Annotated in this window: 20 protein-coding genes; all 20 read right to left on the bottom strand. The window is 44.8% G+C overall.

Annotated elements, in window-relative coordinates; translation table 11 throughout:
• Nucleotides 1–74 precede the first annotated feature (74 nt).
• The 20 genes from M3N64_RS02565 to infB all read right to left on the bottom strand — a co-directional run bounded on the left by M3N64_RS02565 (nucleotide 75) and on the right by infB (nucleotide 25,040).
• Nucleotides 75–1,322 carry a competence/damage-inducible protein A gene (locus tag M3N64_RS02565; protein ID WP_249096994.1) on the bottom strand — a complete coding sequence of 416 codons (1,248 nt, stop codon included), beginning with the start codon at nucleotides 1,320–1,322 and terminating at the stop codon, nucleotides 75–77.
• A gap of 84 nt (nucleotides 1,323–1,406) precedes the next feature.
• Nucleotides 1,407–1,985: a CDP-diacylglycerol--glycerol-3-phosphate 3-phosphatidyltransferase gene (gene pgsA / locus M3N64_RS02570; RefSeq protein ID WP_249096999.1), complete on the bottom strand. Its 579-nt coding sequence runs from the start codon at nucleotides 1,983–1,985 to the stop codon at nucleotides 1,407–1,409.
• 226 nt (nucleotides 1,986–2,211) lie between these two features.
• The gene (locus M3N64_RS02575; RefSeq protein ID WP_438270987.1) at nucleotides 2,212–3,096 is read right to left on the bottom strand and encodes a helix-turn-helix domain-containing protein; all 885 of its coding nucleotides are present in this window, start codon (nucleotides 3,094–3,096) and stop codon (nucleotides 2,212–2,214) included.
• 936 nt (nucleotides 3,097–4,032) lie between these two features.
• On the bottom strand, nucleotides 4,033–4,761 hold the full coding sequence (gene ymfI / locus M3N64_RS02580) for an elongation factor P 5-aminopentanone reductase (RefSeq protein WP_249097009.1): 729 nt from the start codon (nucleotides 4,759–4,761) through the stop codon (nucleotides 4,033–4,035).
• Nucleotides 4,762–4,798: 37 nt separating this feature from the next.
• Nucleotides 4,799–7,117 (bottom strand): DNA translocase FtsK, encoded by a 2,319-nt coding sequence (locus M3N64_RS02585; RefSeq protein ID WP_249097010.1) that lies wholly within the window; start codon nucleotides 7,115–7,117, stop codon nucleotides 4,799–4,801.
• Between the two features lie 348 nt (nucleotides 7,118–7,465).
• Entirely contained in the window at nucleotides 7,466–9,133 is a 1,668-nt protein-coding gene (locus M3N64_RS02590) for a ribonuclease J (protein ID WP_249097012.1), read from the bottom strand.
• Nucleotides 9,134–9,254: 121 nt separating this feature from the next.
• Nucleotides 9,255–9,899 carry a pyroglutamyl-peptidase I gene (gene pcp / locus M3N64_RS02595; RefSeq protein ID WP_249097013.1) on the bottom strand — a complete coding sequence of 215 codons (645 nt, stop codon included), beginning with the start codon at nucleotides 9,897–9,899 and terminating at the stop codon, nucleotides 9,255–9,257.
• 241 nt (nucleotides 9,900–10,140) lie between these two features.
• Entirely contained in the window at nucleotides 10,141–11,040 is a 900-nt protein-coding gene (dapA, locus tag M3N64_RS02600) for a 4-hydroxy-tetrahydrodipicolinate synthase (protein ID WP_249097014.1), read from the bottom strand.
• Between the two features lie 6 nt (nucleotides 11,041–11,046).
• Nucleotides 11,047–12,297, bottom strand: a complete 1,251-nt coding sequence (gene dapG / locus M3N64_RS02605) for an aspartate kinase (RefSeq protein ID WP_249097015.1) — start codon at nucleotides 12,295–12,297, stop codon at nucleotides 11,047–11,049.
• A gap of 80 nt (nucleotides 12,298–12,377) precedes the next feature.
• The gene (asd, locus tag M3N64_RS02610) at nucleotides 12,378–13,436 is read right to left on the bottom strand and encodes an aspartate-semialdehyde dehydrogenase (RefSeq protein WP_249097020.1); all 1,059 of its coding nucleotides are present in this window, start codon (nucleotides 13,434–13,436) and stop codon (nucleotides 12,378–12,380) included.
• A gap of 215 nt (nucleotides 13,437–13,651) precedes the next feature.
• Entirely contained in the window at nucleotides 13,652–14,260 is a 609-nt protein-coding gene (locus M3N64_RS02615) for a dipicolinate synthase subunit B (RefSeq protein WP_249097024.1), read from the bottom strand.
• Nucleotides 14,257–15,153, bottom strand: a complete 897-nt coding sequence (gene dpaA / locus M3N64_RS02620) for a dipicolinic acid synthetase subunit A (protein WP_249097032.1) — start codon at nucleotides 15,151–15,153, stop codon at nucleotides 14,257–14,259. Before dpaA ends, M3N64_RS02615 begins: the two co-directional genes overlap by 4 nt.
• Nucleotides 15,154–15,337: 184 nt before the next feature.
• The gene (locus M3N64_RS02625; protein WP_249097034.1) at nucleotides 15,338–16,579 is read right to left on the bottom strand and encodes a M16 family metallopeptidase; all 1,242 of its coding nucleotides are present in this window, start codon (nucleotides 16,577–16,579) and stop codon (nucleotides 15,338–15,340) included.
• 447 nt (nucleotides 16,580–17,026) lie between these two features.
• Nucleotides 17,027–19,147 (bottom strand): polyribonucleotide nucleotidyltransferase, encoded by a 2,121-nt coding sequence (gene pnp / locus M3N64_RS02630; protein WP_249097041.1) that lies wholly within the window; start codon nucleotides 19,145–19,147, stop codon nucleotides 17,027–17,029.
• Nucleotides 19,148–19,735: 588 nt separating this feature from the next.
• Nucleotides 19,736–20,005, bottom strand: coding sequence for a 30S ribosomal protein S15 (rpsO, locus tag M3N64_RS02635; protein WP_249097046.1), 270 nt, complete (start codon nucleotides 20,003–20,005; stop codon nucleotides 19,736–19,738).
• Nucleotides 20,006–20,163: 158 nt separating this feature from the next.
• Complete coding sequence (locus M3N64_RS02640; protein WP_368389884.1) at nucleotides 20,164–21,093, bottom strand: bifunctional riboflavin kinase/FAD synthetase; 930 nt, start codon at nucleotides 21,091–21,093, stop codon at nucleotides 20,164–20,166.
• Nucleotides 21,094–21,153: 60 nt separating this feature from the next.
• Nucleotides 21,154–22,071 carry a tRNA pseudouridine(55) synthase TruB gene (truB, locus tag M3N64_RS02645; protein ID WP_249097050.1) on the bottom strand — a complete coding sequence of 306 codons (918 nt, stop codon included), beginning with the start codon at nucleotides 22,069–22,071 and terminating at the stop codon, nucleotides 21,154–21,156.
• Between the two features lie 60 nt (nucleotides 22,072–22,131).
• Complete coding sequence (gene rbfA / locus M3N64_RS02650) at nucleotides 22,132–22,482, bottom strand: 30S ribosome-binding factor RbfA (protein WP_249097060.1); 351 nt, start codon at nucleotides 22,480–22,482, stop codon at nucleotides 22,132–22,134.
• Between the two features lie 15 nt (nucleotides 22,483–22,497).
• On the bottom strand, nucleotides 22,498–22,779 hold the full coding sequence (locus M3N64_RS02655) for a DUF503 domain-containing protein (protein WP_249097062.1): 282 nt from the start codon (nucleotides 22,777–22,779) through the stop codon (nucleotides 22,498–22,500).
• Nucleotides 22,776–25,040 (bottom strand): translation initiation factor IF-2, encoded by a 2,265-nt coding sequence (gene infB, locus M3N64_RS02660; protein ID WP_249097064.1) that lies wholly within the window; start codon nucleotides 25,038–25,040, stop codon nucleotides 22,776–22,778. Before infB ends, M3N64_RS02655 begins: the two co-directional genes overlap by 4 nt.
• Nucleotides 25,041–25,042: the final 2 nt, after the last annotated feature.

Consider the following 25,042-nt stretch of genomic DNA (forward strand, 5'->3'; position numbering starts at 1 on the left):
AACATTCTTTTTTTAATCATACAGGTTTTCCAGTATGAGCACAAGTGTTCTGCGAATATTTATTCGCTTTTATCTTAATGAACGATTGCCGGCAAACCCTTCAAATGTCTTCTTAAAAGGTCATAACCCGTTTTTGCAGCCTGGATTCTTATCTTGTTCCGCTGCCCGTTAAAATGAAAAAGATAGGTTTCTGTCGTTTCTTTGCTCGCGAAACCAATATAAACGGTCCCAACTTCTTTGCCTTCACTTTTGTCCGGGCCAGCAACTCCTGTAAAAGAGATACCGTAATCCGCGCTGCACAATCCACGGACGTTTTCTGCCATATGCTTTGCACACACAGCGCTGATCGCTCCTTCGGTCTCCAGAACGCTTTCCGGCACCCTCAGCACATTATGCTTGACTGAATTGGTATAGCAGACAATTCCGCCACTCAGAACGGATGAGGCACCTGAGAAACGAGCCATCCATTCAGCGGCCATGCCGGCCGTAAGGCTTTCAGCGAAGGCAACGGTTTCTTCGTGATTTTGCAGGCATTCAAAAGTAACCTGAGGGAGTGATTCTTCCCCGTATCCGTAAAGATAGCTGCCGACTCTCGCTTTAATTTTATTCTCAACTTCATCGAGCATCGCCGTAGCCTGCATCGGATTCGCATGCTTTGCCGTCAGTCTTAAGGTGACTTCACTCTCCTTGGCGAGCGGCGCAATAGTGGGATTGGTCTGCGCGTCGATCAGGTCAATGATCCTGGTCTCCAGCTGGGACTCACCGATGCCAAAAAAGCGAAGCACACGCGATTGAATATGTTCCTCGTTTCTGCGTGCAAGGTAGTGTTCCGCAAAATCGAGAAACATTGGTTTCATTTCCGCAGGAACCCCCGGCATCAATAAATAGATGTGCGCGTTTTCTTCGACCACCATCCCCGGCGCCATACCGTAGTGATTGGGAAGAACCTGGCTTCCTTCAATCACCAGAGCCTGCTTTTTATTATTCTCGGTCATTTCTCTGCCGGTAACTTTAAAATATTCAAGGATGCTGTCCATTGCTTTTTGATCCGTAACCATTTTTCTTTTCAGAACATGAGCAACAGTCTCTTTCGTCAGGTCGTCTCGGGTCGGACCAAGCCCGCCGGTAAAAATCAGCAGGTCCGCCCGTTTTTCAGCGTGATTGATCACATTAATCAACCGGTCCTGATTGTCCCCGCACACCGTGTGAAAAAACACGTTAACCCCCAGCGCAGCCAGATGTTCGGAAATAAATTGAGCATTCGTGTTTGCTATTTGTCCAAGCAAAAGTTCCGAACCCACTGCAATGATTTCAGCATTCATGAACAGGAACCCCCATCAGTATATTCGAAAATACTATTCTTTTATATTATTAGCCACAACAAAATGAAGCGCAAGCGCACCTGCTTATTTTGAGCGTAAAAAAATCGCGCGGTTTTTAATAAAATAATCTGCGCCGGATAAAACCGTTAGTAGAACGGCAATCCAAAGTATGATTTGATCAAGCGGAAATCCTCCAATGCCAAATGGAACATTATTAAATAAAAAGAGAATGATGGCCGCCATTTGAGTGGTCGTCTTCCATTTAGCAATTTTGCTCGCCGCAATCACTTCACCTTCCTCAACAGCTACCAGTCTCAGACCCGTCACGGCAAATTCACGAGCCAGGATCAGAATCACCATCCACGATTCCATTCTGCCAAGTCCGACGAAGGCGACAAAGGCACTCATGACCAGCAGCTTATCCGCAAGCGGATCAAGCAGTTTTCCAAAATTAGTAACCAAGTGATACTTGCGTGCAAGCTGTCCATCAAGCCAGTCTGTAAATGATGCCAGCATAAAAATGATTGCTGCCAGAAGCTGGGCCACGGGAAGCTGATAATATCCCATACTGATGCTGCCGAATGAAATCGGCGCAAGAAGCAGAATCAAAAAAATCGGAATCATAACCATTCTGGCGACTGTTAATCTATTGGCAATATTCATTTCCATATTCCCCCTGTATGGTGTAAATCATGATTTGACAAGTTTCGTTATAAAGCCCGGCTTTGTCAGGCATCAGGCGCAAACAAGGCGACCGTCACCTCATACTATATAAATTTTATACTCATATATTAATGGGTGTCTGCGCCAACCCCTTGCCAGTTGGCAAGTTTTCTACGATCAAAAAATGAGCCGCCTCAAGAGGCCGCTCTCCAATAAATCTTTACAGTTACTTGTTAAAATTAATGAGAAGCGTCTGCACCGTATTTTTATTTGGAAAATCAACCTTTTGCCCGTTAATTTTCAGATTCGTATCCGGAACGTTACCAAATCGAAGACGAAGTGACTGAGCACTAGAGGCATCAAATTTATAAGATTTCTTGCCATGAAGATCAACCGTGCCCTGAACAATCTGTTTATTCGTTTGACCGTCAGAGGCCATGAACCATGCACCTCGTGTCTGATTTGGTGCCGCAGAGACTGTCACCTCAAATTTTTCCGTCCCAGACAGAGAATAAGTTGTTGTTGACCCCTGCTCGCTCTCTTTCTTAAGCATTTGATTCGCTGAGGAATCCGTCGCACTGTTCGAAGAACTATCTGATGAGGCCTGATTGGAAGAGGCGCTGTCCCCTTTGAACTGGACGGAATGACTGCTGCTTGTTCCTGATGATGGATTGGAGCGATCACCCGCAAAATGCGTAATCAAAATATAAACAATCATCAGTGCGATCAGTATAAATACAATCACAAGTGCCTTATTAACAAATGATGACCAGTTTTTCGCACGAACTGCACTTCTGCGTATCGGTTTCTGCGCCCGTTCAGACTCACTTCCATCCGGCGGCATAACCGGAGTATCCACATGTTGCCTCGCAAGTTTAGGCATATCACCTGGATACTGCTCCGACAAGCTTTTAAAGTCCAGTCCAAGCGTTTCAGCATAATTCTTTATAAAAGCACGGGTATAAAATTCACCAGGCAATTGACTGTAGTCCCCTTCTTCAATTGCCTTCAAGTAACGCTTTTGAATTTTCGTTTCCCGTTGAAGGTCATCCAGAGAAAGTTTCTTTTGTTCCCTAGTCTCTTTCAATACTTGACCAAGTTCGCTCAACACTAACACCTGCCACTATGAATTAATTATTACGCTTTAATGAATTCATTCTGGTGTTTTGAACGCACCAGCATCACAATGATTTGGACATTCAATGTATGGAAAAATAATTGTTGAACGTTCTGAGTTCAACACTATTTAGAAGCAGCCGTTCTCTTATCGATCCTGATGCAGCCATACATCTTGAAAAAGAGCACCGCCGGGAGAGCGTTGACCTATTGGTATTGGCAACAGGTGATCGAAGCGGTTAAATTAAGTGGGCTGGATACAAAATGTACATTTCAAGTTAGCGTAGCGTGGAAAAAATCCGAAGCCACGAAAAGTTAAATCGTCAGCCCGTAGTTGTTCAAAGCATTTAAGATATCCCGTTTTCAAAACATAAAATACTCGATTCACCGCAGATCAAATCGCTTTGTCATCTTTGCCCTACTGTTCAGTTATTCGGAAACTTATTTGAAAAAAATCGGATGGGCAAGTGCAGAAAAGGCTTATCGCCCGACATTGGGAAAGTAAAGAATTTCCGCGTCAGAGTAGTTAATTGATTCTCTGGCACGAAGACTATTCTATATGATTATTCAGCCGGTATTCAATTTCCTTTTATGTATTTCGCTTCTCAGTCCTTCTTCTTTACGGTCGAATTTAAAATTCCTGTAAAATTACCAAAATCACGACCATTGATCAAGCTTCTGAAGCAAGCACCTGTTCAAGTTCATTACGCTAATAATATTATCATAACTTCATCATTTTAACGATATATTCATAAAAAAAGCTGCTTTTGGCACTTTATTTTTATCGATTTTTTTAATCTTGATGCAAAAGGATTCCTCATCTTCAGAAGCATATGCTTCCATAACCGGATAGGAACGCATCATTCAGATCATCCTGCAGCAATCATAACTTCCTGTATCACTTTCGAACCTTTCTGAAAAAGGCACTGATTCAGCAATACCAGGCGCCGTTGATTGAAATGACTTGCCCGCTGATGTAATCTGCGGCATCACTCATTAAATAACCGATCAATGATGCAACCTCTTCTGGAACAGCGAGGCGACCCATGGGAATGTCCTCCTTAATCAATCGGAGATCCTCCGCTCCGAACATCTTCATCATCGGCGTATCTACTGCACCTGGAGCCACTGCATTTACTGTGATACCGCTTGGAGCTACCTCTTTGGCGAGTGCCTTAACAAAGGAGTTCTGCCCGCCTTTAACCATAGAATACAATACTTCAGTCGCCGCTCCTTCGAGCCCCCAAATCGACGACACAAGCAGAATTTTACCTTTCTTTTCACGAATCATTGGTTTAACCAGTTCCTGAAGCAGACGAAACGGACTCGTCAGCTGTAACTGAATTGTTTTTTTTATTGTGTCCGTTTTTACATTCTGAAAAAGACCAATGTCGCTGTTTCCACTCGCGTAAACAACACCATCAATTTCTTCTCCCAACTGATCGAGTAAGGTGTCTGGTCCATTCGGGTGGGCGAGATCTGCTTTCACGCATACAAAATTCTGATCTTCATATTTTTCTTTTAATTGATTGGCAAGCTGTTCTGTCTTATCCTTTGAATGATAATAATGCAGATAAAGAGAAGCACCTCTATACGCCAGCACTTTTGCCACAGCACTGCCGATCGCTCCACCTGCGCCTGTAATCAGTATCCTGTTCATTGTGCAGACACCCCAATTTAATAAATAGACTACGATTCTACCTTCCGCTTACTTCGTCGCTTTGCTTGGGAACAAGTACAGTGCGTGGCTTGCTTCCTTCGTATGGTCCGACGATATGGCGTTCCTCCATTGCGTCAATCAGGCGTGCGGCACGTGTGTAGCCGATTCTAAATCTTCGCTGCAGCATGGAAACACTGGCCGTCTGCATGTCGACAACAAGTTGGACTGCATCGTCAAACAGCTCATCATCAACCTTCTCCTCCGTTTTCTCTGATTGTTCTGAAGGCATCATGTCCTTTTGATAGTTGGCTTTTTGCTGCCCAATCACATGGTTTACAACCGCCTCGACCTCTTCATCGGATAAGAAGGCACCTTGAATGCGTACCGGTTTCGAAGCGCCAATCGGCAGAAAGAGCATATCGCCCTTACCAAGCAGTTTCTCTGCACCTCCAGAGTCAAGAATCGTCCGCGAATCCATCATTGATGAAACACTGAACGCAATTCTTGAAGGTATGTTCGCTTTGATCACACCGGTAATAATGTCCACCGACGGGCGCTGAGTCGCAATAATCAAATGAATGCCGGCCGCACGTGCCATTTGGGCAAGTCTTGTCACTGTTTCTTCAACATCTTTCGAGGCAACCATCATTAAATCAGCAAGTTCGTCAATGATGACAACAATATAGGGCATGAGCGGCTGTTTTTCATCGTGTTCCCGGTTAAATTTGCGTACAGCCTCATTATAGCTTTCCAGATTACGCGTACCACTCTCGGAAAACAGTTCGTAACGACGCTCCATTTCTCCGAGTACATTTTTCAGGCCCAACGCTGCCTTAGCCGGATCAGTCACAACAGGGGTCAGCAGATGCGGAATGCCGTTGTAAACATTAAGCTCGACCATTTTGGGGTCAATCATAAATAATTTAACTTCGCTTGGCTTAGTGCGCATGAGCAATGTAATGATAATGCTGTTAATACAAACACTCTTGCCGCTTCCTGTAGCGCCTGCAACCAAAAGGTGCGGCATCCGATTTAAATCGGCTAAAATTGGTTCCCCGGAAATGTCACGTCCAAGGCCGATCGTCAATTTTGAAGACGCTCGTTTCGCATTACCGGACTCGAGTACTTCTCTGAGGCATACCATAGCAACTTCCTGATTAGGCACTTCGATACCAACCGCTGATTTTCCCGGAATCGGCGCTTCAATGCGAATATCCTTCGCCGCCAGTGCCAGTGCCAGATCATCGCTCAGGCTAAGAATTCTGCTGACCTTCACGCCTGCTTCCGGATAAATTTCATAACGGGTAACCGCTGGACCAAGATGCACTTCTTTTACCGTGGCCCGCACACCAAAACTCTCAAACGTTCTCTCTAACGTGCGGACATTGCCGGCAATATGCCGTCTTTCATTATTCTGAGCATTTTTGCCCGGTGCACGCAGCAACGACAGCGGTGGCAACTGATAATCTTCATTTTCAACCGGTCCCTGTGAGAAATTCGGTACATCATTTCTGTTCACGTTTTTATGTTCATTATAATCATCTACAGAAAGCTGCACTGGGTCGCGGGAGGCGGGATTCTCTGTATCGACCATGGCCTCGTTGAAATCATGTATCTCTGGCGCACCGCCATTTGTTTCCGAAAGTTTATCATCAACGGGCGGGGCATCCTGATCGGCCCTTTCCTGTTCTTCCGCAGAAGAGCTTTGTTTCTTTTTTTCTAACTGACGTTGAAAGAGTCTTTTAAAATAAGTGCCACTGTTTTTAGCGGATTTAAAAACACGGCCAAACAGTTTATTTAATAAATCGCGAAGCGAATGGCCCGTAATTAAAATAAGCGAAACCAGAAACAGGAAAGCAGTCATGAAATAAGTGCCGATCGTTGAGAAAAGGTAGTAAAAGAAAGCAAAACCAACAGATCCTACCATACCCCCGCCTAATCCCTGGCTTGTTATTGATCCGGTCAGTTCTTGGCGAAAAAGCAAAAAAGTATTAAAAATAACGGAGCGATTCTGCCATTCATTGACTGTGGAGAGTGCTTCGAATAATCGAACATGACTGACCAGAAGTAAAGTGAAGGTAAGAAGATAGATTCCAGAAAGTCTGCGTGTAAAAAATTCAGGCTGCCGGCGAAAAAGAATGTAGTAGACGGACAGCACAAGAAAATATAGAAGAAGCAGTACCCACCAGTCACCGGCAAAGAACCGGGCGGCTTCCTTAATCACTTCACCTGCTACTCCCAGATCACTGATACCGATGCAGGTCAGAGCAAACATACAGAGTCCTCCGACCTCATAGATCAGCGTTTCTTTCCAACCGATTTTTGCACGTGAACGTTTTCTTTTTTTCTTAGCCATAATCTTCCTGCACCTCGTTTAATTCAGAGCACTTGTTTGCTTTTCACTGCTTTTGTTTTAAATTTACTCTATCTTTTGGTATTTAGCAAAGCATTGCCAATCGCGCGTTTTCGCAATGCAGGCACAGCCACTGTTAAATCGGGCAGTTGATTTTTGGACCATTTACTGAAATACAGGTGCGTCATGAAGCCACCAACCTGCGCGCCTATGTGAGCCTGCTTATTGCGGACGAATCTCCGCTTTAATGCTCGGCTAAGCCGTTGCTTTTATTGAATGGATACAGGGCAGTGTCACCACGCTTAAAGTGGTAAATTCAAGAGTATTAAAAAACCGGGCAGGACCCGGCTTTTAAAATTCCATGATAATTGGCAGTATCATTGGACGGCGTTTGGTTTTATCAAAAAAGTATTTGCTCAACGAATCACGAATTCCACTTTTTAGCGATGACCACTCAGATACGTGCTGTGTCAATGATTTTGACAGCACATCGGAAACAATATGATTAGCTTGATCTAAAAGATCTTCTGATTCACGAACATAAACAAATCCACGTGTAATGATTTCCGGACCAGCAAGTATTTTCTTTGTTCTGCGCCCCAAGGTAACCACAACAATCACTGTACCATCTTGCGACAAAAGGCGTCGGTCTCTTAAAACAATATTTCCAACATCTCCGACACCCAGTCCGTCAACAAGGAGCTGGCCGGCCGGAACCGTGTCTGCTCTATTTGCCTCTCTGTCAGTAAATGCAACAACATCACCTTTATCAAGCAAAAATGTACGGCTGGCAGATATACCCATGGCCTCGGCCATTTTTTGCTGAGCCCTCATCATTTTAAATTCTCCATCAATTGGGATCACGTATTTGGGTCTGGTCAATTGGAGCATCATTTCAATATCTTCTCCAGCTCCATGACCGGATACGTGAACCGCTTTGCCAAAGATGACTTGAGCACCTTCACTCATTAATTGATCAATGGCATTCGTGACAGTTTTTTCATTGCTAGGCGTCAGGGAAGCCGCATAGATGATCAGGTCATGTTCCTTGAGTCTCAATTTTTTATGCAGATGGTTAGCCAGGCTTGTCAGCGGTGTTAACGGATCTCCGTCCGGACCGCTTGTCAGAATTGCGAGTTCTCTTTCCGGTTGCTTCGTCGACTTTTCCCAATTAATGAGTATGTTTTTGGGAAGCTTTAGAAATCCTTCTTTAGACGCAATAGAAATCACGCGTTCCAAATACTTTCCATCAATGGCGACCTTGCGGTTATGACGCTCACATGCCTCCAGAAATTGCTGAATACGGTAGATATTTGTTGCATGAATGGCAACAATGACTCTGCCTTCAGCCGAATAAAGTATGTGATTAAAACGATCACCAATAACAGCATCAGAAGGTTCCTTACCGGGGAGCTCTGCATGTTTGCTGTCGGAAAGAAGGCAAAGCACCCCTTTATCGCCGATTCGTGAGATTCTGCTTGTATCTGTAGGGAAACCTCCGACCGGAGTAAAATCAAACTTGTAATCTCCTGTATGCACAATGTAACCCTGATTTGTTTTGATGGCATAACCGACTGAATCAGGTATGCTGTGATATGTTCTAAAACACTCGATCATACACTGACCGATTTTCATACGCCGGTCAGGGTTAATTGTATTGAATAAATTTCGTGGAAAGTTTGCGCCTACTCTTTTAAGACTCTCCCACACAAGTGCCAGCGTAAAACGTGTCCCATAAACAGGTACGTTCAAATCCCTTAACAAGTAGGGAAGCCCGCCGATATTTGCCTGATGACCATGAGTTAAAAATATACCTTGAATTTGCTCACGGCGATCACTCAAATAAGAGACATCAGGAATCACGGTATCAACACCAAGCATATCTTCATGGGGATGCATCAACCCCGCATCAATAATATAGATGGCATGATTCACTTCAATGACTGTCATATTATTTCCAATTTCGCCAACGCCGCCCATTGCATAAACTTTCACGCTGTCTTTCGTAGCATGCGTCAATGGGCATTCCTCCTATTAAGTTGAGCAGTCATCGCTATTGACCCGAACTAATCATTGACTTTATTATACCCAATCCCTGCTGCAAAGTACAATTTTTTCTGATCAACTATCCTGATTTTAATCAACTAATGTCAGCGATTTTTTCGGAGAATACTTTTGCTGAAACGATTGCCGCTTCACGAAGTGCTTCTGTAATCTGATCAACGCTCAGGCTTGGCGCCTCCGTATCGGCCACATCAGTCACTTGTTCCGGAAGATACGGAACATGAATAAATCCGCCAATCATCGGCCTGCTCGAAAGTTCAAGCGCATGCATCAATTTATAGAAAAGATCATTGCACACAAACATTCCAGCATGCTCAGATATACGGGAAGGAATGTTTCTATTTTGAACAGCCGCAACAATTTCATGCACGGGAAGATCCGTCATATACCGATCCGGTCCCCCTTCCAGGATTTTCTGATTGATGCGCACAGTACCCTCGTTATCAGATTTATCTGAATCATCTTTGTTCATTGCATAAATTTCAGGGGTTATTGCGTCTCTTCCGCCCGCTTGTCCGACTGCAATAACGATATCGGGGCAAATGACACGAATGGATGCAAGCAAGCGTTCAGATGCTTCTCTATAGGATACAGGCAGTTTTGTTGCATAAATATCCACTGTATCGGCAGTCTGTATGCCATCCAGACGCCTGACCGCTTCCCAGGAAGGGTTTAATTTGCTCCCGCCAAACGGTGCGAAGCCGCTCAGTAACACTCTCATCTCTGATTCCTCCATCTTCATTCAAACACTTCTTTATTTTCGTGCCATTCTGTCTGAAATTACATTATTAAAGGATACAGCTGATTTATCGGCTCATTTTTAACAGGGAAGCTGAAAAATGAATTCCCATTTTCACGTCTAAATGCAACAGACTGATAAAGTCCATTTGTGCGAACACCATGATCACACGGCCAATCAAAAAAGGTGAATCGAACGATCCGTCCGAATTCACCTTTTTAAATTAATTGCTTATTTTTATATCCTCACGATTCTTAAATTCATTATAGACGCGAATCAAAGATTCCCATTCCAGTTTGGAGAGATCCACCATTGGGAGACGTACACTGCCAACCGGCATATCTAAATTATTTAAAAGCGCTTTCACCGGAGCAGGGCTAGGTGCAGCAAATAATTCACGCATCAGGGGAAGCATAGCGCGATGCAGTTCAGCGCTTTCGGAGATCCGCCCACTGAGAAAGCTGTGGATCATCTTTTTCATTTCTGGCGCAATGACATGTGACGCAACTGAGATAACCCCATGGCCGCCAATAGACAGAATGGGCAGCGTCAGTCCATCGTCACCGCTGTACAAATGGAAATTCTTATCTGTACCGCTTATAATTGCTGCAATCTGATCCAGATCGCCGCTCGCTTCTTTAACTGCGACGATGTTATGCAATTGGGATAGTCGAATAATGGTTTCTGCCGAGATATTCACCTTGGACCGGCCGGGAATGTTGTAAATAATAATCGGCACATCAACCTGATCGGAAATTGCCTTGTAATGTGCATACAAACCATCCTGATTCGGTTTGCTGTAATAAGGTGCAACCGCCATGATAGCATCCACGCCAAGTCCTGCTGCTTCTTTTGAAAAAGCAACGGTTTGTGCCGTATTATTATTGCCGGTTCCGACAATGACCTTAATTCGCCCATCAACAACTCGAACTACGTGTTCGAATAAAATCAGCTTTTCGTCATGTGACAGAGTCGGCGATTCTCCTGTCGTCCCTGCAACGACAATGCCATCTGATCCGGTTCTGATTAAATGCTCTATAATATTGGTTGTTCGTTCCAAACTCATCTTTCCATGGTCGTCAAACGGCGTCACCATGGCGGTCAATAATCGGCCAAAGTCCATATTTCCTCACTCCTGTGTAGGATGTTCCACAATGATTGATTCTTCATGCAGTGTTTCCAGATGAAACGCCTTGTGAAGGGCATTAACTGCCTCATTCATCTTATTCTGGGCAACAAGTACCCAAATTGTATTATGAGAATCGGCAGACTGCAAAATTTGAATTCCCTGTTCCGTCAGAGCGTTCACAATTTTTGAAGCCACACCCGGCACACCAGCCATACCGGCACCGACTGCGGACACTTTTGCACAGTCGGTTTGAACTTCTGGAATATACCCCTTCGTTTTCAGAGTGTTTACCGCTTTATCAGTCCACTGCTTACCGACAGTATAGACAACACCATTCGGGCTGATATTAATCAGATCCACACTGATTCCCTGTTCAGCCATTGCCTTAAATACTTTCGCCTGAAGATCAAATTCATTCTTCGCGGCGCGCACACGGATTTGTGTCACATCACGTACATAAGTAATTCCTGTAACCGGCCGTTCGACAAGATCCTGACCTCTTCCTGAACGATTCATTGTTGTCACGATCGTTCCAAGACTGTCGGACACGGTTGAGCGGATGTGAATAGGGATTTTGGCAGTCATCGCAATTTCAACAGCACGTGGATGAATCACTTTCGCTCCTTGATAGGCAAGATTGCATATTTCATTATATGTCAGTACGGATAGCCTTCGTGCATCGCTGACGATGCGCGGATCCGCCGTCATCACCCCATTGACATCAGTGAAGATATCAATCCATTCAGCATCGACTGCTGCACCAAGAGCAGCCGCCGACGTATCACTTCCACCGCGTCCAAGTGTTGTTATCTCACCGTCAGTCGTCTGGCCCTGAAAGCCGGCAACGACAACCGCATCACATGACTCCAATCTTTTAAGTAACGGGCTGACTTTCATTTCGATTATTTTGGCCTCATTAAATGCACGGTTGGTGATAAAGCCTGCCTGAGCACCAGTCATTGCTTCAGAATGAACGCCTGCCTGTTTCAGCAAGTTGGAGAAAACGATCATTGATATGGTTTCACCGCAAGACATTAAAATATCTTTTTCACGGGGTGAGGTCTTGCCGTTACTAACCAAGTCAAGTAAAGTATCCGTTGCGTAGGGATCCCCGGAACGCCCCATTGCTGAAACAACGACAATCACTTTGTATCCTTTTTTTACCGCGCTGACAACATGCCGAACCGCATGTGCGCGCATGTCATCGGTCTGTACCGAGGTACCACCGAATTTCTGTACAATAATTTTCAACCTATTCAACCCTTTCACTTAAGGGAGATCCTGTATCCTTCAATCCTTTTGACAGCAATTCCCGCAGCATAAGCATAAGTTCATGCGCTCACTAATCCGAGCTTAAGCAGACTTTCTGCAATTTGAACTGAATTCCAGGCCGCGCCTTTCAGCAAATTGTCTGAAACGATCCAGAGGTGAAACCCGTTTGCCACATCCGGATCACGTCTGACACGGCCAACAAAGACTTCCTTTTTCCCCGATGCATTTACAGGCATGGGATAAATCTGATGTGCCGGATCGTCTTCCAGAACAACGCCCGGAGCATTTCGAAGCAATTCTTTCAGATTCTCCGCATTCACGTTATTTCGATCAATTTCAATATACACGGATTCTCCATGACTGATGCTCACCGGCACACGAACACAGGTCGCCGACACTTTGATTTCCGGGGCTTCCATAATTTTTTTGGTTTCATTAATCATTTTCATTTCTTCAAAAGTATAGTCATTAGGCTGAAACAGATCAATTTGCGGAATTGCATTAAAGGCCATCTGATAGTGTTTTTCATCACTTTTTACTGGCATAATCACGGTTTCAGGCTTTTCGCCATTTAATACTGCTTCAGACTGTTTTTCAAGTTCCGCAATCGCCTTCGCTCCCGCACCGGACACTGCCTGATAAGTCGACACAATAATGCGCTTCAGTCCGTATGCCTTTCTAATCGGCTCAAGTGCCGCAACCATCTGAATCGTTGAGCAGTTCGGATTTGCAATGATTCCGTGATGATCAAACAGTGCCTTCTCGTTAACTTCCGGAACAACTAGCGGAACGTCTTTATCCATGCGGAATGCACTGGTATTATCAATAACGATTGCACCGCGTTTCGCCGCTTCCGGTGCGAGCACTTTGGAAACCGACCCACCTGCGCTGAACAAAGCAATATCTATATTCTCGAAAGACTCAGGTTTCGCTTCTTTAATCGTCCACTCTTTGTCGCCAAAAAATACTGTTTTTCCAGCCGAACGCGCCGATGCCAGCGGGAAAAGAATCTTCACCGGCAGCGGAGAGCCTTCAAGCATTTTAAGCATCCGTGTGCCGACAGCACCAGTGACGCCGACGACTGCAACGTTCAATCCTTCTGAATTGAGCAAAACCATCTCTCCTCTGTTTAAACTTAATTGTTTCTATTATTATATAATCAACTGTGTTTGAAAGGAAAGATCAAATTCTAAAAATGCCGCTTCTTCTTTAGGAATACACGATTATTTTAGCACAATCAGGCAATAAAGCTCGGATTCACCAGCCGGTTGGTGAATCCAAGAGCTTTGTTGCACTGATTATTCCCTGAAAAAGGATACTTTTTACAGTGTAATTAAGTCCTATTATTGATTCGTTGCTTTTTTTCAAGAAGAATCGGTTGCATTTGTTTTCCATCAACGGCAGCTTCTACGGTATCTGTTAGCAAATACATATGCGAAACCAGTGAATTGGGCTTGTTAACCGGATCATCCTGGCCAAATGGAATAAAGTAGATGTTTTTTGCAACGATCAATTTTGCGATATTTTGCAGGTTCAGTCCCAATCCATCATTGGTTGATACCCCAAGCACAACCGGATTTCCGTTACGCAGCGTCGCTTTAGCGGCCATTAGGACCGGGCTGTCGGTTTGTGCGTTCGCAAATTTACTCATTGAATTCCCTGTCAACGGGGCAATCACCATGCAATCCAGAGGTTTTCTTGGTCCATAGGGTTCAGCGTCGACAATTGAATCAACAACTTTATGACCGCTGATCTCTTCTACTTTGGCAATCCAATCGCTGGCTTTGCCAAATCTCGTGTCGGTAGTCTTGACTGTATGAGTAACAAACACAGAGACGCTGCACCCGGCATCCACAAGCTTCTCAATTTGAGGAACAACCTGACTGTAGGTACAGTGAGAGCCGGTAATTCCAAATCCAATATGCCGCCCTTTCAGACTCATGACTCACCCTCCTTTGAAAATTGATTCAGCAGAAGTTCAGCAAGAACGTTAGCTATAATCTGTCCGGCAGTTTTAGGTGCAACCATTCCTGGCAATCCGGGCGTGATCATTGCTTTGATCCCTCTTTTTTTTGCATAACGAAAATCCGTTCCCCCAGGTAATGAAGCAAGGTCAATAATGAAGCTATTTGCTGGCATATTCGACAATACCTTGCTTGTCAATACAAGAGCAGGAATTGTGTTGATACAGATTTCATTATCCACAACTTCTTTTTCTAAATCTTTCAGATAAAATGCTTTAACCCCCATCTCTATGGCACGGGCAATTTGCTGTGGATTTCGTGTTCCCACTTTAACGTGTGCACCGAGTGCATGGAAAGCCCTGGCAACACTCATTCCTGTACGTCCGAGACCGAGGACGATGACATTGGCATCATGAATGGTAATATCCGTATTTTGAATAACCATCATTAACGTTCCTTCGACGGTTGGAATTGAATTATAGATAGCCACATCATCGCGTGCAAACAATTTTACAACCTGGCGCTTCGTTTCTTTAGCTATATTGGTTAGATGAGGGGTAGTGATGCCCGAGTAAATGGTACAATGCTCTGGTGTATCTGCCAGCCAGTCTTTTGACAGATTGATTTTTTCATTAGAAAAAGTGGTTTCAACATTCCCCTCATGATCAGTGCCACTCACTGGAAGAATAATGCTGTCCACGTACTTAGGATCTATCTCATCCATGTTTACCTTAGATGCTCCGCTAAAATTTCTTTCTAACTGATCAAAGCCGACAAGCGACAGATGTGCATCGAGCGCGGTCAATTTATTGATCACTTCTATCTGCCGTGCGTCCCCTCCCATGACCACAATATGTCTGTTCGTCAGCATCAACATTCCCTCCGCTTAGCAATTTATGGTCTGCTTCCTGTCATCCAACACTTTATGTTATGACAATGACCCGGTAATGTGAAAATCATGGGCAATCAAAAAGACTCAGGAATTTTTCCCGAGTCTTTTTGAAAAGCTGATCCTTTATTAAGCAGGTGATTTTTTTTTCAAGCATAATAAACAATCAAACAGCAACGGCCATTGGCAGTTCACCTGTCGGACTGACTACTGAGCATGAATATGGTCTATTAAACAAATCCATTGCCACCTGATTCACGTCAACTAAAGTAACTGCATCAATCAAAGCGATTGTTTCGTCAATCGTGCGGCTTTTTCCGAGAATCAGTTCATTTTTTGCGTTTCGGCTCATGCGCCCGCTCGTGCTCTCTAAACTGAAAATCATATTGCCTTTAATCTGTGCTTTGCTACTTGCAAGTTCTTCTTCAGAAATGCCATGGTCAGCCAGCCGGTGAATTGTCCCAAGAATCGCTTTAGCCAGCTCTTCAATCTGATCTGACCCGGTGCCACCATAAATCGTAAACAAGCCACTATCCTTAAATGCGGTGTGGAACGAGAACACTGAGTACGCAAGTCCGCGTTCTTCACGGATTTCTTGAAACAGACGGCTGCTCATTCCACCGCCAAGCGCATTGTTCATAACCATCAGCGAAGCCATCGCCTGATCTTTGCTGCTGTAGCCTTCGAAACCAAAACAGATATGGGCCTGCTCTGTTTCTTTTTTTCGGGCAATTTTCCCCGGCGTAAACAACGGAGAAAGCTGACGCTCGTCAGCATCCGGAATTTCATATGGCGAAAAAATAGATTCAATTTCTTCAATAAATGCTTCATCCACATGGCCGGCAACGGAAATCACTATATTATCAGGAGTATAGTGCATATACATATGCGCACGCAAATCATTCGCCTCAAATTCAGACAAAGTTTCTTTAGTCCCAAGAATCGGATACCCAAGCGGATGATGCGCAAAACTCGTCGCACTTAGCAAGTCATGAACGAGATCATCAGGTGTATCCTCATACATTTTAATTTCTTCGCTTATAACCTGCTTTTCTTTTTCGATGTCTGCTTTTTCGAAACGCGAATGAAAAAACATGTCTGCTAAGACATGAATTGCGTAACGCGCATCTTTATCCATCACTTTCGTATAATAACAGGTGCTTTCTTTTGAAGTAAACGCATTGACCTGACCGCCGATTTTGTCAAATGCTTCAGCAATTTCGCGTGCGTTGCGTGTTTCTGTCCCCTTAAACAGCATATGCTCGATAAAATGAGAGATACCGTTGTTCGTTTCATTCTCATATCTGGAACCGGTACCGACCCATATGCCAATGCTTACCGAACGTACCGAGGAGAGCGGCTCAAGCAAAATGCGTACGCCGTTCGGCAATACCTTTTTAATCAACACAAATGAGTCCCCCCGTGCCCTGATCAATCCACTAATCTATTATTTTACACTTACTATATCATGATAAAAATTCACAGACAAATAGATTCGACATTTTCCAACAGGAAACCATGTTTTCCCAAACTTAACCACTATACGTATGAAAAATTATATGTTTTCCTTGCCAAAAAATGACTGATATTATATTGGCACTGCGTACAGGAGCCAGAAAATCCCTGAAAAATCAAAACAACTGGGATGCGCAGGATGGAACTTGATTGCCTGAACAGAACTTCAACATATAAGCTGATGCTAAGCACACGAAAAAGGCGCGAATGCTTTCAGCCTATATTCCGGTTATTCGCCATCAACCGAAACACTCTGAGCAGTCTCGCGCCATCGTACATCGCTATGCAGTTCCAGATATCCGTCTGACCATGAGACAAGATACCTCGGGCAAGGTCAGATTTACTGTCCCTGAGATTCGGCTGCCTGATCAATCAGCGCTTTTCTTGACAGCTTTATGCGTCCATGATCATCAGCTTCAATAACTTTGACACGCACGTTGTCCCCGACTTTCAGATAGTCTTCCACATGCTCTACACGCTTGTGATCAAGTTCAGAAATATGAAGCAAGCCGCCCGTATGACCGAAAAGAGAAACAAAAGCGCCGAATTTCTCAATTTTCCTGACCGTTCCAACGAAAACTTCGCCAACATGCACCACACGGGTCAGATTTTCAATGATTTCCTGTGCTTTTTTACCTTTCTCTTCATCGATTGAAAAAATCATGATGGCACCGCTTTGCTCTATATTAATTTTTACTCCCGTTTCCTCAATAATTCTGTTAATCGTTTTGCCATTTGGACCGATGACGTCCCGTATTTTATCAGGCCGAATCGTCATTCTCAAAATTTTGGGCGCATACGAGGAAAGATGATCGCGCGGTGCCGTGATCGTTGCTAAAATCGTCTCCATAATTTTCAGACGCCCTTCCCTCGCCTGAGTCAATGCGCGTCTGAGAATATCACGCGTTACACCGGATATTTTTATATCCATTTGTAATGCGGTCACACCACGCTCGGTCCCGGCACATTTAAAGTCCATGTCACCAAGTGAATCCTCCATCCCCTGTATGTCTGTTAAAATAACAACGTCATCCCTATGTTTGACGAGGCCCATTGCAATACCGGCAACCGGTGCCTTAATCGGTACGCCGGCGTCCATCAATGCCAGAGTACTCCCGCAAATACTCGCCTGAGATGAAGAACCATTTGATTCGAGAACTTCGGATACGCATCGAATCGCGTAAGGGAATGTCTCGTCATCAGGAATTATGGGTGCAAGTGCACGTTCGCCGAGTGCCCCGTGTCCAATTTCTCTTCTGCCCGGTGAACGTGAAGCTTTCACTTCCCCTGTGCTGAACCCCGGAAAGTTATAGTGATGCATGAATCGTTTTGTATCTTCTGAATCAAAGTCATCTAAAACCTGTGCTTCATCAAGTGGAGCAAGAGTGCATACACTGAGTGTCTGAGTCTGCCCACGTGTAAACAGGCCTGAGCCGTGCGCACGTGGAAGTAATCCGACACGCGCAGAAAGCGGGCGAATTTCATCAACAGCCCGACCATCGGGGCGAATATGTTCAACAACAATCATCCGCCGGACCTCTTCCTTTAGAATGGTATGTAATACTTCGTCAACGAGTGCCAGATCTATAGGTGCGTCACTTTCCGTGTTCTCAGCCTCAAACAGAGACAAGATAGATGTGTTCACTTCTTGAATGGCGGCATCACGCGCTTGTTTTTCTTCAACGCGCATTGCCTGATTCAGTTGTTCACCTACAAGTGTCCGAATGCGTTGTTCAAGTAATTCATCTGCTTTGAACAACCGAACGCGCATTTTCTCTTTTTGATTTTCGGCAATGATCTGATCTTCAAAAGCAATGATTTTTTTTATCTGTTCATGAGCAAACATTATCGCATCCAGCATATCTTCCTCGGGAATCTGATTTGCGCCTGCTTCCACCATATTGATCGCGTCCCTGGTTCCGGCTACAATTAAATGAAGATCACTCTGCTTTGTTTGCTCGATTGAAGGATTCACGATCAATGTACCGTTAATGCGCCCTACAATAACGCCTGCGATCGGACCGTTGAATGGAATATCCGACAATGACAGGGCAATGGATGAGCCAAGCATCGCCGCCATCTGAGCACTGCAGTCAAGATCCAGACTCAACACCATATTTCCAATCAGCACTTCATTGCGAAAGCCCTCTGGAAACAGCGGACGGATCGGCCGATCAATCATTCGAGCCGCCAACGTTGCCTGATCGCTCTGGCGCCCTTCCCTTTTTATAAAACCCCCAGGTATTTTACCGACAGCGTAGGCACGTTCATCATAGTTTACAGTCAGCGGAAAAAAAGAACTGTCCTTTGGTTCCTTCGATGCAGTTGCTGTTGATAGGACTACTGTATCACCATAATAAACAAGAGCTGCACCATTCGCTTGTTTGGCAACTTCTCCAATCTCAACACGGAGTGATCGCCCGGCCCATTCCAGCTGGTACGTTTTTTTCCCCGTCTTCATTTGTTTACACCTCTCTCCGTTTTTATTATTCTGCGGTTTTAGAAAACTTGGCTCCGCCAAGCCTTTGACACGGGCGAAGTCGCCGTCGCACTTATACTATTTTCCTTAAAATTTATATACTTTCTTATAGTATAAGAAAGGGGGCTGGAATCTGTGGGGTTTCACTGGTAACTACTCCCGCAGACGCCCAGCCCCTCCGTTTTGATGCTTAGCGATGATATTTTTTGGTTTGGTATGGCAGAAAATCATATATTGTCTTATCTTGTCAGAAAAACCGGGCAGGCAAATTCCTGCGGGGTCTTCCCAGGCTCGCTGATCCCGCTGGCGCCAGCACTCCCCCGCTTTGATTCTCTGCAAGACACTGGTTTATTGGTTTTCAAATGGGTCAAAATCTTATACTTTCTTATCTTGTAAAGAAAAACCGGGCAAAAAACGCCCGGTCCTTACTCCCGCAGGATGCGGTGGTTTTCACGCTGTACCTTACATCTCTGCTTTAATGCTCAGCTAAGCCATTGTTTTATTGATTTGATACAGGGCAAAATCATATACTTAGCAAAGAAGCGGGAATGCTCCCGCTTCTTTGCTGTCTTATCGGCGCAAGCCCAGTTTATTGATCAGCTCGCGATATCTTTTGACATCATTTTCACGAAGGTACGTGAGCAGGTTACGGCGTTTGCCGACCATTTTCAGAAGCCCTCGGCGTGAATGATGATCCTTCTTGTGCTGTTTCAGGTGATCATTCAATGCGTTGATTTGTTTCGTCAATACAGCGATCTGTACTTCGGGAGAACCCGTGTCATTTTCGTGCGTTGCAAATTCATGGATCAGGTTCGTCTTTTCTTCTTTTGATAAAGCCACTTACATTCACCTCCCAATCTAAAATCCCCTCAGGCATCGCTGCCGCCGGTGGAGCAAACAGCCAAGCCCAGGTTCTTGTACTTCTAATCGTGCTGATTAATAATACACTTTTTTGGCACAGAGATCAAGTGACACTTTTCCATGCTGAATACAATGATTCACTTTGAAATAAAATAACGACGTGTTTCTTCCTTATCTTTCTCCATTTGATGCACCAGCGCATCGGCAGAACTGAATTTCAGTTCCGGTCGCAGTCTTTTATACCAGTCGATCGAAACATCCTGATCGTACAAATCGCCCTCAAAATCAAGCACAAAAACTTCGACGGTTTTCACAGCTTCTTCTTTTGAATAAAAAGTAGGGCGAAGGCCCACACTGCACACTCCGTTCAGCGCTTTTCCGCCGGCAATCAGTCGTACCGCGTAGACTCCGTAGGCAGGAATAAGATAGGGATCCACTTCTTCAACATTTGCCGTAGGAAAACCAAGTGTACGACCACGGCGGTCACCATGAACGACCGTTCCGGAAGTACGATATGGACGGCCAAGTAAGTCAGCCGTCTCTTCCATCTCGCCTTTTTCAATCAGTGATCGAATATGTGACGTACTGATTTTAGCACCAAATTGCTCAACTTTGGGAATCACCGTATAACTGAACATGCTTCGGGAGTAGTCGCCGATATTTTCCATATTGCCTGCTGCTTTGCGTCCGAACGTAAAGTCATATCCGGCCACAATGTGTTTCGCATGTAGCTGAATCAAATATTCATCAACAAATTTCTGTGGTGACAGCTGGCTGAATGCAGAATCAAATTTGACAAAATATACAGTATGCACCCCCAGCTCTTCAATCAGCGTGGCCTTCATGTTAACTGGGGTCAGCTCCGTTTCCCGTTTGCAATCCGGACGCAAAACAACAGATGGATGCGGAAAAAAAGTCATGACCGCAGATTCAAGACCCTTTTCCTCGGCAATTTTAACCGCTGTTTGAATGACCTTTTGGTGTCCCAGATGAACACCATCAAAATATCCTAATGCAATCACCTTTTCACGGCGATCCATTTGTTCCATAAAAGGCCGTCCATCCAAGAAAACTCGCTCCATTACAGGCACCTTCACTTCTTTTGAACTCATACGATATCTGCCGATTTATTCTGAAACATCGTGTGCTAAGACGCGATCAGGCTTAACCAGGCCAGGCTTATTCGGATGCAGCCGATAGATTGCGAGACATTCATTACGTTTATTAAGTACGGCACAGGGGCCTGCTCCGAAACTATCCGGAGCGGCAAGCACTGCGCCATTGGCAACTTTTGCCGCTTTTTCATCATCGACGACCCACTGCGCCATATGAGTCAGTCCGAATTCCAGTGGCTTTAGTGCATGAACAAATTGATCTTCCCGATGAAGCTGTTCAATTTGTTCGAAAGTCAGACAATCCTCCATTGAAAACGGACCTGCCAGTGTTCGCGTCATCTGGTACAGGTGCGCGGGATAACCCAGCTTTCTTCCAATTGCTACTGCCAGCGCTCGAATATAGGTCCCTTTGCTGCACACTACTTTAAATGGGAGATCGGTTGAAAATGACAAAGCATCGCTGTTCAGTTGAAACTGATAAACAGTCACTTTGCGAACCGGCGGCTCCACTGCTATACCCGCACGCGCATATTCGTATAATTTTTTGCCATTCACTTTAACCGCACTGTACATCGGTGCTGTCTGATCGATTTCGCCGGTTAATTCAAGCATGGCACGCATAATGTTCTCTCTGCTGAACTGCTGATCCACACTTTTCCGAGCGACAGGAGCACCACTGGCGTCCTCCGTTGTTGTTGATAACCCAAGACGAATGATGCCTTCATAGGCTTTGTCGTACGCTAAAAGATACTGAGCAATCTTGGTCGCTCTGCCAAGACAGAGAACCAGAACTCCGTCAACATCAGGATCAAGGGTTCCTGTATGACCAATCTTTTTAAAATGCAAAAGCTGTCTGAGCTGAGAAACGCAATCATGCGAAGTCATGCCTCTTGGCTTATAAAGAGGCAGCAAACCGTTATAAACAGACATCAAAATGCCCTCCTGCTGATTTGATCGGGCACAGAAAATCTGTTGCCTGCCGCATCTGAATCATTCCTCATTCCGATGCAGCTTATTAATCAATTGATCGATATGGCTGCCGTATTCCACAGACGTATCGATTTTAAATGAAATTTCAGGGGTTTTACGCAAGCGAATTCTTTTCCCAAGCTCGCTTCGGACAAACCCCTTCGCCTTATTCAGTCCCTCAAGCGATGCTTTTTTCTTCTCATCATCGCCAAAAACACTAATGTAAATTGTCGCTTCCTGAAGATCGCCGGTAACATCCACTCCGGTCACCGTCACAAAGCCGACCCGAGGGTCCTTGATTCGGTTACCAATGATATCACTTGCTTCTTTCTTCATCTGCTCGGCGACTCGGTGCACCCGTAAGTTGGCCATAGGTCAGCCTCCTTTTTAAAACCATTCATAAAATGTATTGACACGTTCAATCTCTGTATGAAAATCGATCATTGCAAGCGCGCGTGTCAGTTCACGTTCAACAGCAACTTTGGCCGTCCCGACACATGCAAACGCAAGCTCAGTCTTCTGCCAGGCATCCTGATCATTGACTTCACTTGCTGAAAGATTATGACCGTTCCTTGCTTTTCTTAATATGCTTTGGATTACCGAACGCTTTTCTTTCAGAGAATGCGCACTGAAGAGCACACATTCACAGCGAACGACACCTACAATCATTTAGGCTGAACCTCTTCCATAACATAGGCCTCCATCGTATCGCCCTCTTTAATGTCATTGAAGTTTTCCAGGGTCACGCCACATTCAAATCCTGCTTTTACTTCCTTTGCATCATCCTTGAATCGCTTAAGTGTATCAACATGTCCCTCGTAAATAACAACACCGTTGCGTACAAGGCGTATACCTGCATCACGAGAAATCAGGCCATCAGTTACATAACATCCGGCAATGGTACCGATTCTTGACACTTTGAAAGTTGTACGTACTTCAAGCTGCCCGATCACTTTTTCCTTGAATTCCGGATCAAGCATTCCTTTCATGGCTGCTTCCATTTCATCAATTGCGTCATAAATGACTCGATACAGGCGAATGTCAACCTTTTCTTCTTCGGCTACTTTCTGTGCATGATTATCCGGGCGCACATTAAAGCCGATAATAATCGCGTTGGATGCCGAAGCAAGAATAATATCCGATTCGCTAATCCCACCGGCACCCGCATGAATAATATTTACCTTAACACCGTCAACATCAATTTTCTTCAGAGCTCCGGACAATGCTTCAACGGAACCCTGGACATCTGCTTTAATGACAAGATTGATTTCTTTCATTTCGCCTTCCTTGATCTTCTCAAACAGATCATCAAGGCTCACCTTGCTCGTTGTTTCCTTGCGTTCCGTGATCAGTGCACGTTCTGCACGGATTTCGCCAATTTGACGCGCCTTTTTCTCATCCTCAAATACAACAAACTGATCACCCGCCTGCGGAACATTGTTCAGTCCTGTGATTTCCACCGGGGTGGAAGGCACAGCTTTTTTTACGCGTCTGCCGACATCATTGACCATTGCTCTCACACGCCCATAGGTATTCCCGACCACAATCGGATCACCAATATGAAGTGAGCCGTTCTGAACAAGCAAGGTTGCAACCGGCCCTCTGCCCTTATCAAGCTCGGCCTCAATAACCGCACCTCTCGCCTGTTTATCGGGATTAGCCTTGAACTCCTCAACTTCGGCAACAAGTAAGATCATTTCAAGCAAGTCATCGATGCCCGTACCTTTTTTGGCGGATATTTTGACAAAAATGGTGTCTCCGCCCCAGTCTTCGGGAATCAGCCCCTGCTCTGAAAGCTCCTGCATCACATGATCCGGATTGGCATTCGGTTTATCGATTTTATTGACGGCTACAATGATCGGCACTTTCGCAGCACGTGCATGGTGAATGGCTTCAATGGTCTGAGGCATAACTCCGTCATCGGCCGCAACAACAAGCACTGTGATGTCAGTAATTTCTGCACCGCGTGCACGCATGGTTGTAAATGCAGCATGTCCCGGTGTATCAAGGAACGTAATCTTTTTTCCATTATGCACAACCTGATAAGCACCGATATGCTGAGTGATGCCGCCCGCTTCACCGGCCGTCACCTTGGTATGGCGAATCGAGTCGAGCAAAGTTGTTTTTCCATGGTCGACATGTCCCATTATGGTCACAACCGGCGGCCTGACAACAGCTGTCTTTTCATCAATGCCCAATCCCTCATCTTCGAAACTTGCTTCATCGATGATGACCTCTTCCTCAACGGCAACACCGTAATCACTGGCAAGCAATTCAATAGTATCCTTATCCAGATCCTGATTTTTCGTTGCCATGACACCCAGGGCCATCAACTTTTTAATGATATCTGTCGATGGGCGACCGAGTTTTTCGGCAAACTGTCCGACTGTGAGTGAACCGGATAAGGTAATTTTTTCTGGTAGCTTGATCTCAAGCCGCTGACGATTCGTCTGCTGCATTCCGCCTTTTCTTCGGTTTCTTCGATTTCTTCCATTATTATTACCGTTTCGATTGTTGTTTCGGCGACCGCCACGATTGTTGGTACCGCTGTCGAAACGATTGTGTTCATTCGTGTTTGCACCGCTGCTTGTTCTTCGGTTCGCATTTGTTTCTTCAGGTTTCGCTTTTACCGGTTTCGTATTTCTATCATTTCTTCTTGTCGTCGTTGTCGTTTCGTTTTTACTTTTTTCTTTAATTTTTGTTTGATTCACTGGACCCTCTGCTTTACTTTTATTTGGCTTTTCAGTCACCTTTTGTGCAGATGCCGTCGATCCGCCATTCAGTTTTCGATCTAGCTGGCTCATTGCATTATCAGCAATAATTGACATATGACTCTTTACATTAAATCCTAGTTCTTCCAACTTTGTAATAATTACTTTACTTGATACGTGATGCTTTTTAGCATATTCATAAACACGCATTTTACTCATAT

Origin of the sequence: Sporolactobacillus mangiferae (genome assembly GCF_023336505.1) — a bacterium.
GTDB classification, from domain to species: domain Bacteria; phylum Bacillota; class Bacilli; order Bacillales; family Sporolactobacillaceae; genus Sporolactobacillus; species Sporolactobacillus mangiferae.